Consider the following 12,083-nt stretch of genomic DNA (forward strand, 5'->3'; position numbering starts at 1 on the left):
TGTACAGTAATGTTTCTCCTTGGGAGGTTAGTCATCATGACCCGAAACAAAGTTGAGATTTGTGGTGTGGATACAGCGAAACTGCCAGTTCTGACAAACGTGGAAATGAGGGAGCTTTTTCATTCCCTGCAGCAGAACAACGAACGTTCGGCTAGAGAGAAATTGGTGAATGGCAACCTCAGACTGGTGCTAAGTGTTATTCAGCGTTTTAACAACCGTGGTGAATTTGTTGATGATCTGTTCCAGGTTGGATGTATTGGCCTCATGAAAGCCATCGATAATTTCGATCTTTCGCAAAACGTTAAGTTTTCCACCTACGCCGTACCGATGATTATCGGAGAAATCCGCCGCTATTTAAGGGATAACAACCCAATTCGTGTATCCAGATCCCTGCGGGATATTGCATACAAAGCGCTGCAAATCAGGGATCAGCTTACGAATATGAATTCCCGTGAACCGACGATATTTGAAATTTCCGAAGCGCTGAATGTGCCTAAGGAAGACGTTGTTTTTGCACTTGATGCAATCCAGGATCCGGTTTCTCTGTTTGAGCCAATCTATAATGACGGTGGGGACCCGATTTATGTTATGGATCAAATCAGCGATGATAAGAACAAGGATGTATCGTGGATTGAGGAGATTGCACTGCGCGAAGCGATGCATAAGCTGGGGCAGCGCGAAAAAATGATTTTGTCCATGCGTTTTTACGAAGGAAAAACCCAGATGGAAGTTGCCGATGAGATCGGTATTTCGCAGGCTCAGGTGTCCCGTCTTGAAAAGTCAGCCATTAAGCAAATGCAAAAGCATGTCAAAACGTAGGTTCGAACATGTATCCTGAACACCAATACGGTCCCTTCTACGGGGATCGTTTTTTCTTTTGTCTCAAAAAAGAAGTTATTTTGCTGAGCTCGAACATATATTGAAATATAATACACATCTAAGGTGTGATGACTGTGATACCAGATAATCAGATGGTGGGGAAAATGATGAAAATTTCCGACTTTCAAACCAAGGATGTCATTAATATTATTGATGGCAAAAGACTCGGACAGGTGAGCGATTTGGAGCTTGATTTAAGGCAAGGACGGATCGAAGCTATCGTAGTACCGAGTTACGGAAAATTTATGGGTCTGTTTGGTGGCGGGAGCGACCTGGTCATCCCATGGCGGAATATTGTTAAAATCGGATCGGACGTCGTTCTGGTGAAGATGGAGGAAGTCAGAAGAGTGCCTGAAGAGCAGGAGCCTGCCGGTTATTTGGAACGCCCCGATCGGGTGGATCGAAGAACATATTAGGATTATCGATAAACCTTGACTCTTTCCGGCTTTAGAAAATGTATCGATAGACGCTTTTCTGTTACACTGGTGTAGAGGTGAATAACATGGAACCGTTTATGAAGCAGGAGGGGCAGGGGCCGGACCTGTTTGTGCTTAAAGCGTGGAATGAGGAAAGAACCGGCCTTACGGCCGGTTTCAGTGGACGTGGTGGAGGAGAAGGTACTACTCCTTACGATAGTCTCAACTTAGCTCTTCATGTGGGAGATGATCCGGAGGATGTAATAGTGAACCGGAAGCTGACCGCTGAGACACTTGGCTTCTCATTTGAGGACTGGACGTGCGGTGAGCAGGTGCATAGTAGTAGGGTGGCAGTAATCGGGCTGGAGGAACGGGGAAGAGGAAGTTTGACCCGGCAATCCGCTATTCAAGATACAGACGGATTGCTAACGAACATACCCGGAGTACTGCTGACCTCCTTCTATGCAGATTGCGTCCCGTTGTATTTCTGGGATCCGGTCCATCATGCAGTAGGATTGGCACATGCGGGCTGGAAAGGAACCGTTCTGGAAATCGCAAGCCGTATGGTCGAAAGAATGTCAGATGAGTTCGGCAGCTGTACCGGAGACATAAGGACAGCAATAGGCCCGTCCATTGGTCAATGTTGTTACGAAGTGGACGATAAGGTAATGTCCAAGGTGAACGATTTAGGGTTGTCGGCACCGGGTAATAACGATGGATCAGGCTTTTTTTATACCGACAAGGGAAACGGAAAATTCATGCTGAACTTGAAAGAATTAAACAGACACATTATGATAAAAGCAGGAATATTGACGGATCATATCGAATGTACATCATGGTGTACAAGCTGTCGTAACGATTTGTTCTTTTCATACCGGAAAGACGGGGGAACGACAGGGCGTATGGCGAGCTGGATCGGAATGAGAAAGAGGTGAGTCTTCCCTTGAGTTTGATAGAGCGCATAGATCAAGTGGAACAGCAGGTATCGGAGGCTTGCCGCAGAAGCGGAAGGAACCGGAATGAGGTCAACGTGATTGCAGTAACGAAATATGTTTCGGTTGATAAAACCGCAGCCGTATTGGATCAGGGAATCCGTCATATCGGAGAGAACCGTTGGCAGACTGCCGAGGAGAAATGGCGTGCTCTTGGAGAACGGGGGATTTGGCATTTTATCGGCCATCTCCAAAGTAACAAGGTGAAAGATGTGATCGGCAGATTTCAATATATTCATTCACTGGATCGGCTGTCTCTTGCGAAAGAACTGGAGAAGAAAGCAGCAGCACTGAATGTGCAGGTATCTGCATTTATGCAGCTTAACATTTCAGGTGAATCTACAAAACATGGTCTTCAGCCTGAACAGGCAGTTCCTTTTCTCCAGGAGATCAATCGTTTAAAGCATGTCAATGTGATCGGGCTTATGACTATGGCTCCTTTTGAATCATCTGCTGAGGATACACGTCCTGTATTCCGCGGATTAAGACAACTAAGAGATGAGCTGAATAATCAGGCGCTTACACCGGAGCCGATAACCGAATTGTCTATGGGAATGTCCAATGATTTTGAAGTGGCTATAGAAGAAGGGGCGACCTGGGTGCGTCTGGGCTCAATATTAGTGGGAAAAGAGGAGGATTGACGATGGGCGTGATGAACCGGTTTATGAATTTCCTAGGCTTGCAAGAGGAAGAAGAGGTTGTGGAACGGGAAGTGCTGGCCGCGCAGGAAGAGCCGGTAGAGACGACACCGTTTGAGCAACGTAAAAGTGTAAAAAGCGGCAATGTCGTAAGTATACATTCACAGAAAAACGTTAAGGTTGTGTTGGTAGAGCCTCGCTCGTACGATGAGGCTCAGGATATTGCTGATCACCTGCGCTCCTTCCGCACGGTTGTAGTTAATCTGCAGCGCGTCCGCAATGATCAGGCGCTGCGTATTATAGATTTTCTTAGCGGAACTGTTTATGCGCTTGGAGGCGGCATTTCGAAGGTGGGCGGTAATATTTTTCTCTGCACGCCGGATACTGTCGAGATTCAAGGTTCTATCTCCGAGATTTTAGCTGATGAGCAAGATTACAACAACAGAATGAGGTGATTCGGCTTTGACCGAAAATATTTTTCTAATAGTAGGGGTTTTGTTTCAGATTTATTTTTACATGATTCTTGTGTATGTATTAATGTCCTGGCTCCCGAACGTCCGGGAGAGCTTTATCGGGGAATTGCTTGGTAAGTTTGTTGAGCCTTATCTAGCACCTTTCCGTCGGTTTATTCCGCCGATCATGGGCATGATCGACATTTCTCCGATCATTGCGTTATTTGTGTTACAATTGGCGCAAAGAGGCGTATATGCTATTCTAGAATTCTTCCTTCTGAGATAGAAAGGACATAAGAGATGCATCCGGATATTTACGAACATTTTCACCGGGATGAGCGGGAATTTGTGGACAGAGCATGGGAATGGGTCGTGAACGCAGGCGAGTACCATGAAACCAAGCTGACGGATTTTCTGGATCCCCGGCAGAGATTCATTCTGGAAAGTCTGGTAAACCGTCATCCAGACGTACATGCTGTTTACAGTGGCGGTCATCCCGACGCGGAACGTGTACGTGCTCTCGTTGCTCCGGACTATAGGGATCTCACCCATGAAGATATGGGGCTTAATGTGCTCGGTATTACTTCAGGAGATCAGAAGTTTCTTTCACTGGAGCACGGGGATTACATGGGTTCAGTTTTGGGACTGGGTATTAAACGTTCTAAAATTGGGGATATTTATGTGCTTGAGGATGGTTGTCATGTCGTCGTTACGGACGATATAGGAGCTTATCTGCATATGAATTTAAGCCAGGTTCACCGCGTGCATGTTATGACGGAGCTCCTGCCTATGGACAAGCTGAAAGTTAAGGAAATAAAGCTGGAGACCATGGAACTGACAGTCGCTTCGCTTCGTCTGGACGGGATAGCGAGTGATGTGCACCGCATAAGCCGGACTAAAATTGTTATCCCGATCAAAGCTGGGCGCTGTCGTGTGAATTGGAAGGTCGTGGAGGATCCATCGACCATGCTTAAGGATGGCGATATGGTTTCCATGCAGGGTTTTGGTCGATTTAAGGTGCTGGAAACCGGAGGTCTGACAAAAAAAGGGCGATACCGCGTCAAGGTCGGCAAATTTACTTGAGCCGTTTGAAGGATTTGCCGTTTTTTTGTCGAAAGTTTCTAAAATGTAAAATTGTAAGGTTTTTCAATATTATGGCAGTAAAAAATTACGGAGATTATGCCGATACATCTGTTGACCGCTTGTGTTCAAAAACGGGTGGTTCGGCTTCGGACAGCGGATGAAACTGTCATGCGAAGCCATATTCTTAGGAGGTGCGCATCATGCCATTAACACCGCTGGACATACATAACAAGGAATTTGCCAGACGCATCCGTGGTTACGACGAGGACGAGGTTAATGAGTTTTTGGATCAGGTCATTAAAGATTATGAGAGTGTAATCCGTGAAAACAAAGAATTACGTAACAATTTAATGTCTCTTCAGGAGAGATTGGATCATTTCGTCAACATTGAAGAAACACTATCCAAGACAATTATCGTGGCTCAGGAAGCTGCTGATGAGTTGAAGACGAACGCCAAGAAGGAAGCCCAACTGATCGTTATGGAATCGGAAAAGAATGCGGACCGTATCATTAACGAAGCTTTGAGCAAGTCACGTAAAGTTTCATTAGAGGTTGAAGAGCTCAAGAAACAGGCTTCCATTTACCGGACACGCTTCCGCTCGTTGGTTGAAGCTCAGCTGGAGCTCCTAAAGCATGACGGATGGGACTCGCTGGAGAGCCGTGAGCCTAGTCTGGAGCCTAAAGAGATTTACTAAGGTATGCCAGACAGATGCCATGTTGACTTTTCTCCGGAAAGAGTCTATAACTAATAACATATTATGATTTCATATGTATTCGTAGATGGGATAAGTACGCTTTGGAACTGTTCACCAGAGAGTTGGCGTTTGCTGAAAGCCAATGTTCAGACCTTGCGGAAGATCCTCCCGGAGAAGTGAAGCTGAAGCGCTTGATGCGTGTGTAAGCAGAACCGTCAGCCGAACGTTATATCGGCTCCGTGTCTTGGTGAAGACATGGACTTGAGGTGTCGTTACAATGCTATTCCAGCAGGAATTTGCGCTGAACGAAATTAGGGTGGTCACGCGAGCCAGGTTCTCGTCCCTTTGGGGATGGGGGCCTTTTTTATTTGGGTATTTACTCAAAGTAACCCGAAAGCCGTGAGATAACTTTTTAGAATTTAAGAAAGGAAGATCATCATGAACAAAGTAGATGTTAAAGAAAAAGCACGGGCGAGAGAGCTCCGTATTTTGAAAAAATGGAACGACGAAGACATATTCAAAAAAACGATCGAGAACCGGGAAGGCAAGCCGAACTATGTTTTTTACGAGGGTCCTCCTACGGCAAACGGAGCTCCGCATATCGGACACGTGCTGGGTCGTGTAATTAAGGACTTTGTCGGCCGTTATCAGACGATGAAGGGCTATAAAGTAGTGCGTAAAGCCGGTTGGGACACCCACGGTCTTCCGGTTGAACTCGGTGTAGAGAAGCAGCTTGGTATCTCCGGTAAACAGGAAATCGAAAATTACGGCGTTGAAGCATTTATCAAAAAATGTAAAGCTAGCGTGTTCGAATATGAACACAAATGGCGTGAGCTGACCGAAGCCATCGGCTACTGGACCGATCTGGATGATCCATACATTACACTTCAGAACAATTACATCGAGAGCGTATGGAACATTTTGGCGACAATCCATGACAAAGGGCTGCTGTATCGTGGACACCGGGTTAGCCCTTACTGCCCAGACTGTCAGACGACACTTAGCTCCCATGAAGTAGCCCAGGGATACGAGGATGTTAAAGATCTGAGTGCTACAGCAAAATTCAAGCTGCATGACAGCGGCGAATACGTACTGGCTTGGACGACAACACCTTGGACGCTTCCGGCTCACGTAGCACTTGCTGTAAATCCGGATATGGATTACGCCCGCGTTCAGCAGGAAGATGGCGTATACATCGTGGCCAGCAATCTAGTTGAAGACGTGATGAAAGGTGATCACACCGTTCTGTCCACATTGAAGGGGGCGGAGCTGGTAGGTAAGAGTTATACTCCTCCATTCAATTTTGTTAAACCGGAAAAAGGAAATATCATCGTTGGCGCTTCCTTCGTAACGGATGCAAGCGGTACGGGTATCGTTCACATGGCTCCTGCCCACGGTGAAGATGACTACCGTGTATGCCGTGAGAATGGCATCAGCTTTGTCAGTGTTGTAAATGCTCAAGGCCGTTATACTGATGAAGTGACGGATTTTGCGGGCCGTTTCGTTAAAGAATGTGATTTGGACATCGTGAAGGCACTTTCGGAAAAAGGACTGCTGTACAGCAAGGAGAAATACGAGCACAGCTATCCATTCTGCTGGCGTTGTAAATCTCCTCTCCTCTATTATGCGATGGAGAGCTGGTTCATCGAGACAACAGCGGTTAAGGATCAACTGATTGCGAACAACAACTCCGTAACTTGGTATCCAGGTCATATACGCGACGGCCGATTCGGGAAATTCTTGGAGGATCTGGTGGACTGGAACATCAGCCGTAACCGGTATTGGGGAACGCCGCTAAACGTATGGGTCTGCGAATCAGGCAATCACCAGTTCGCACCGCATAGCCTAGACGAGCTCCGCAAGCACGCCATCGGCGATGTATCGGAGGATCTGGAACTTCACAAGCCGTACGTGGACGAAGTGAAAGTGAAATGTCCTCACTGTGAAGGCGTCATGGAACGCACCTCAGAGGTTATTGATGTCTGGTTTGATTCAGGCTCTATGCCATTTGCGCAGTATCACTATCCGTTTAACAAAGACATTAATTTCGAGCAGCAATTCCCGGCAGACATGATCTGTGAAGGGATCGACCAGACACGCGGCTGGTTCTATAGCCTCTTGGCTGTATCCACACTCTTCACGGGTAAAGCGCCGTATAAAGCAGTCATGGCAACAGGTCATATTTTGGATGAAAACGGACAGAAGATGTCCAAGTCCAAAGGTAATACCATCGACCCTTGGGATATCATTAACGAATACGGAACCGATGCATTCCGCTGGGCTCTTCTCGCGGACAGCGCGCCTTGGAACAGCAAACGCTTCTCCAAAGGCATCGTAGGCGAAGCAAAATCCAAAGTTGTTGATACGTTGGTTAACACTCACGCATTCCTGACTCTATATGCAGGTATTGACGGATACGATCCGGCCGAGCATGAGTTCAAGGCATCCGACAACAAGCTGGACCGCTGGATTCTGTCTCGCTTGAACAGCCTCATCCAAGGGGTTGACAAAGGACTTGCCGTTAACGACTTTTTGAATACAGCTAAAGCGATTGAATCCTATGTTGATGAACTGAGCAACTGGTATATCCGTCGGTCGCGTGACCGTTTCTGGGGCAGTGGTCTTGGGGAAGATAAGCTGGCAGCTTACGGTACGCTGACTCATGTACTTCTGACATTATCGAAGCTGATGGCGCCATTTACACCGATGTTGTCCGAGGACATTTTTGTGAACCTTGGTGGAGGAGAAAGCGTGCATCTGGCAGACTTCCCGCAAGCGGATGAGTCTATGATCGACAAGACACTTGAGCAAAACATGGAAACCGCGCGCCAGATCGTTGAGCTGGCACGTAACGTCCGTAACGAAACAGCGATTAAGACTCGCCAGCCGTTGTCTGAGTTGATCATTTCGATGGACCGTGATTTTGATCTGGTTGATTATGAAGATATCATCAAAGACGAAATTAACGTAAAGCGTATTGAAGTGGAGACCAGTGATAGTGGTTTTGTAGATTTCACCTTGAAGCTGAATCTGAAGGTAGCAGGCAAAAAGTATGGTAAAAACGTCGGCTTCCTGCAGGGCTTCCTGAAAGGGATGTCGAGTGAGGAAACCCGCAACGTAGTTCAGAGCGGAGGCGTGAACGTCACTTCACCAGAAGGAGAGGAGCTTCAGATTACAGCTGAGGAACTCCTTGTCGAAAAACAGGCGAAGGAAGGTTTTGCTTCTGCCTCCGGTTATGGCCTCACTGTTGCGCTCAATACCGACATTACTCCTGAGCTGGAACAGGAAGGCTGGGTTCGTGAAGTCGTCCGTGCAGTGCAGGATACACGCAAGAAGCTGGATCTGCCGATTGAGAAGCGTGTCGTTCTTACACTGGATGCCGATAAAGAGCTTCAAGCTTCCATCACTGCATTTGATCATGTTCTTCGTGAGAATGTACTAGTTACAGATGTTCATTTTGGCCAAAAAGAAGGTATGGAAATGGTGGAAATCGGTGGTAAAACGATCGGTATTCACATCGTTTAGTATTCGCTAACAAAGTAACGATTATATAGTTGGATCTATTAAGCCATTGGCTTCGGGTTAAATCCCGGGGCTAGTGGCTTTTTTCTTATCTTGCACCTGAATGGCAGAGGAAGTTATGAAGCATAATACCATAAATATGGCCTTAAATAATCGTAAGTCACGTAACTGCTGCTAGGAGTACATTTTTGAACATTTTCATGGTTATAAAGGAGTCGAATACCCATGGGGGATCAAATCAACGAACATCATTCAAAGGATTGTAACGAATCCTTAAATACAGGCAATGAAAAAGATCAGATTAGCAAGATTTATCTCCTGACCGAGAAAATGGCTCAGCAGCTGGAAAAATCCCGTATAATGGAATACAGCCAACTTTTGTATAAGCCCTGGAAGGTGATCGGAGTGAACTTGCTGGCAGGAACCGCGAGAGGGGTCGGTATCGCAATCGGGTTTACTTTTTTTGCGGCAACCATTATTTATTTGCTGCAAGCACTCGGGGCACTGAATCTTCCCATCATAGGAGACTACATCGCCGATATTGTCCGTATCGTTCAGCGTCAACTGCAGCTATCGTAGCTATCTCTAAATAAAATAAAGCGGAATCGGACTTTGAGCCGATTCCGCTATAAATTTTGATAAAATTAGTCCATTGGATCATCTTCAGGATCAGCATGAGGATCCAATAAAAAGCTTCCTTCACCCTTATTCAAGTAATCGTAATATTGGTCACCGCGAACAATGAATACCTCCGTGTTATCAATATTTGTAGCAACAAAGTTCTCGTATATTTCTACAAAGCCGCCTTGGTCATCATTATTTTCAAAGTCCATCTCATTGTAGCTCGATATGTTGGGGTTCTCAGCCATGGCTGGGGAATTGGAGCTTCCCATGTTTTCAAGAATTTGCAGCGTATCCTCACCGTCAAAACCGGAATATTCGTGTTCGTCCAAGCTTGAGCGTCCAAAAGGTGGTGACAGGAACTCCTCTTCTATTGGGCGATTGTGGGATAGAACTTTACGCGGTGTATCCTCCAAGCAGTACATGGTATCAGGGATCGCTTGCAGCCGTTCAAAAGGAATAGGCTTACCGCAGACGACACATGTCCCATATTGACCATCCTTCATGGTTTCCAGAGAGTGAAGAACTCGCTGTAATTCAAGTTCGGCTCGATCTTGAAGTGCGACATCCTTTTCTCGATCATACAGCTCTGTCGCCAAGTCGCCAGGATGATTATCGATATGTGACAGTTCACCGGTTGTATCGCGTTCAGATATACTCAGGCCGTGGTTTTTGTTTTCGTTCAGACGTTCTAGTTCGGTTTTGCGGTCAAGCAGCTGGCGGTGCAGCTGTTTCAGCTCCGCTTCCGTTAAATGTGACATATGCATCTCCCTTCAGGTCTTTTTCAGACCGCTTAGTTCCTATATATAGAATGCTCGTAGATGGTCTTTTTTAGAGACGGAAAATGTTCACCGTATTGGTCGGGAATGGACGTTATTAAAGCCGCTGTGCTACAATAAGACGAGCTCCATCTCAGATAATGGGGTGGCTCTTTCGCACAAGACAAGATCGGAGTGACAAGTTACTGTGGGCTATTATTTAATCGCGCTAATTGTATTCCTCGTCGATCAGGGAATTAAATATTTGATCGCAACCCAGCTCGAATTGTATGAACAGATTCCGGTGATTGGTGATTTTTTTGTGATCACGTCAAGTCGTAACAGAGGTGCAGCGTTTGGCATTTTGCAGGATCAAATTTGGTTCTTCATTGTTGTGACGGTTGTGGTCGTGATCGGTATTATCTGGTATATGAAAAAAGTGAAATCTGAAGGCCGCAAGTTGCTGCCGACGGCACTCGCGCTTGTATTGGGCGGGGCGCTCGGGAATTTTATAGACCGCCTTGTAATGGGAGAAGTTGTTGACTTCCTTCAATTCACTTTTGGCACCTACACTTTCCCAATCTTTAATATTGCTGATTCATGTATTGTCATTGGTGTGGGATTGATCATTTTGGACACCATACTGGATGGGAAGCGGGAGCAACAAGCTCTTTCCAGTCAACAGAGTTCCGGTAAGGAAGGGAATGAATAATCTTGCAAGATGGCAGAAGACTTGAGAATGAACAGCAGCACGATATGGACATACATGAAATGAATGAGTATGTATGGATTGTAGACTCCGAAAATGCAAAAGCAAGAATCGATAAATACATAGCGGAGGCGCTGGGTGAAGAAGCGTCGCGCTCACAGGTTCAGTTGTGGATTACGGAAGGACATGTAAAGGTTAATGACAGCCAGGTGAAATCGAATTATAAACTGGGTGCCGGAGATCGCATTTCACTCATGATCCCGGAGCCGGCAGCGGTTGAAATCGTACCGGAGAATATTCCTCTCGATATCGCCTATGAAGATAGTGATGTGATCGTTGTAAACAAGCCAAGAGGGATGGTTGTACATCCAGCTCCAGGCCACCCGTCCGGAACGCTTGTCAATGCATTAATGTATCATTGTAAAGATTTATCGGGTATCAATGGTGAGCTTCGCCCTGGTATCGTACATCGGATTGATAAGGATACGTCGGGACTGATCATGGCTGCAAAGAATGATAAGGCACATACGTCACTTGCGGCGCAATTGAAGGAACACAGTGTTACACGGCGTTATTACGCGCTCGTCCACGGCAATATTAGCCATGATCAGGGGACGGTTGACGCACCTCTTGGAAGAGATCCTCATGATCGAAAGCTCTACATCGTGACCGACCGAAACAGTAAACATGCGATTACACATTTTACAGTTCTGGAGCGTTTCGGGGACTACAATCTGCTGGAGCTGAAGCTGGAGACAGGCCGGACGCATCAGATCCGTGTGCATATGAAATACATCGGACATCCATTGGTTGGAGATCCCGTGTATGGAAAAAGTAAAGGATTAAAGATGAACGGCCAGGCGCTTCATGCGGCTGTTTTGGGATTTGTTCATCCTACTACGAACGAATACATGGAATTTACGGCACCTATGCCGGATGAAATAGAGGAACTGTTAGCGGTGCTTCGCAGCCGCTAGCAGTTTTTTTTTTCGGCTCATTGCGTCTGAATAGCTATTTGTGTTATATTCATAATAATTATTGAAAAGAGGAGGTGAGGTAGGATGAATATCGAGATGGTCAACAACTGTATTAGCCGGCTGCCGCTTGCAATGGCTGGCATTGTTCATACTTTTTCGTTCAACGGGAGAAGTCTGTCCAATTTTAACGATACGGATTGTACCATCGCGAGAAGTCACCTGCCTGCCTACACGGATTAAGCCCTGAGAATGGGCTTATCGTTTGCTGAAAAAGGCCGCGGAGCTTGCTCTGCGGCCTTTTTTGTGCTGCAGTAAGGTCTTCTCCACAAAAACCAAATCTT

Annotated in this window: 14 protein-coding genes; 13 read left to right on the forward strand and 1 reads right to left on the reverse strand. The window is 46.3% G+C overall.

Translation table 11 applies throughout. The annotated features are described in order from the left end of the window. Positions 1 to 36: 36 nt before the first annotated feature. The 10 genes from sigG (at position 37) to MNQ98_RS08930 (ending at position 9,256) form a co-directional block, all read left to right on the forward strand. On the forward strand, positions 37 to 819 hold the full coding sequence (gene sigG, locus MNQ98_RS08885) for an RNA polymerase sporulation sigma factor SigG (RefSeq protein ID WP_241932851.1): 783 nt from the start codon (positions 37 to 39) through the stop codon (positions 817 to 819). A gap of 128 nt (positions 820 to 947) precedes the next feature. Continuing rightward, the gene (locus MNQ98_RS08890; RefSeq protein WP_241932852.1) at positions 948 to 1,295 is read left to right on the forward strand and encodes a YlmC/YmxH family sporulation protein; all 348 of its coding nucleotides are present in this window, start codon (positions 948 to 950) and stop codon (positions 1,293 to 1,295) included. 86 nt (positions 1,296 to 1,381) lie between these two features. Beyond that, positions 1,382 to 2,230, forward strand: coding sequence for a peptidoglycan editing factor PgeF (pgeF, locus tag MNQ98_RS08895; protein WP_241932853.1), 849 nt, complete (start codon positions 1,382 to 1,384; stop codon positions 2,228 to 2,230). A gap of 8 nt (positions 2,231 to 2,238) precedes the next feature. Next, positions 2,239 to 2,928, forward strand: coding sequence for a YggS family pyridoxal phosphate-dependent enzyme (locus MNQ98_RS08900; protein WP_208915035.1), 690 nt, complete (start codon positions 2,239 to 2,241; stop codon positions 2,926 to 2,928). Between the two features lie 2 nt (positions 2,929 to 2,930). Next, complete coding sequence (locus MNQ98_RS08905; protein WP_241932854.1) at positions 2,931 to 3,380, forward strand: cell division protein SepF; 450 nt, start codon at positions 2,931 to 2,933, stop codon at positions 3,378 to 3,380. A 61-nt stretch (positions 3,381 to 3,441) separates the two neighbouring features. Beyond that, on the forward strand, positions 3,442 to 3,663 hold the full coding sequence (locus MNQ98_RS08910; protein WP_241933878.1) for a YggT family protein: 222 nt from the start codon (positions 3,442 to 3,444) through the stop codon (positions 3,661 to 3,663). A 14-nt stretch (positions 3,664 to 3,677) separates the two neighbouring features. Further along, on the forward strand, positions 3,678 to 4,460 hold the full coding sequence (locus tag MNQ98_RS08915) for a YlmH family RNA-binding protein (RefSeq protein WP_241932855.1): 783 nt from the start codon (positions 3,678 to 3,680) through the stop codon (positions 4,458 to 4,460). 200 nt (positions 4,461 to 4,660) lie between these two features. Further along, on the forward strand, positions 4,661 to 5,155 hold the full coding sequence (locus MNQ98_RS08920; protein ID WP_241932856.1) for a DivIVA domain-containing protein: 495 nt from the start codon (positions 4,661 to 4,663) through the stop codon (positions 5,153 to 5,155). A gap of 438 nt (positions 5,156 to 5,593) precedes the next feature. Continuing rightward, positions 5,594 to 8,680: an isoleucine--tRNA ligase gene (gene ileS, locus MNQ98_RS08925; RefSeq protein WP_241932857.1), complete on the forward strand. Its 3,087-nt coding sequence runs from the start codon at positions 5,594 to 5,596 to the stop codon at positions 8,678 to 8,680. Between the two features lie 222 nt (positions 8,681 to 8,902). Then, positions 8,903 to 9,256 carry a DUF5665 domain-containing protein gene (locus MNQ98_RS08930; protein WP_241932858.1) on the forward strand — a complete coding sequence of 118 codons (354 nt, stop codon included), beginning with the start codon at positions 8,903 to 8,905 and terminating at the stop codon, positions 9,254 to 9,256. 65 nt (positions 9,257 to 9,321) lie between these two features. On the opposite strand, the gene MNQ98_RS08935 is transcribed toward MNQ98_RS08930, so the two are convergent. After that, positions 9,322 to 10,059 (reverse strand): TraR/DksA C4-type zinc finger protein, encoded by a 738-nt coding sequence (locus tag MNQ98_RS08935; protein ID WP_241932859.1) that lies wholly within the window; start codon positions 10,057 to 10,059, stop codon positions 9,322 to 9,324. A gap of 205 nt (positions 10,060 to 10,264) precedes the next feature. Between MNQ98_RS08935 and lspA the strand changes: the two genes are divergently transcribed. The 3 genes from lspA (at position 10,265) to MNQ98_RS08950 (ending at position 11,982) form a co-directional block, all read left to right on the forward strand. Continuing rightward, positions 10,265 to 10,768, forward strand: a complete 504-nt coding sequence (gene lspA, locus MNQ98_RS08940) for a signal peptidase II (RefSeq protein ID WP_241932860.1) — start codon at positions 10,265 to 10,267, stop codon at positions 10,766 to 10,768. A 44-nt stretch (positions 10,769 to 10,812) separates the two neighbouring features. Further along, a complete protein-coding gene (locus MNQ98_RS08945; protein ID WP_241933879.1) occupies positions 10,813 to 11,742 on the forward strand; it encodes an RluA family pseudouridine synthase in 930 nt (309 codons plus the stop codon). Positions 11,743 to 11,826: 84 nt separating this feature from the next. Continuing rightward, positions 11,827 to 11,982: a hypothetical protein gene (locus tag MNQ98_RS08950; protein ID WP_208915026.1), complete on the forward strand. Its 156-nt coding sequence runs from the start codon at positions 11,827 to 11,829 to the stop codon at positions 11,980 to 11,982. Positions 11,983 to 12,083: the final 101 nt, after the last annotated feature.

The sequence above is a fragment of the Paenibacillus sp. N3/727 genome, from assembly GCF_022637315.1.
Taxonomy (GTDB): Bacteria; Bacillota; Bacilli; order Paenibacillales; family Paenibacillaceae; genus Paenibacillus_AQ; species Paenibacillus_AQ uliginis.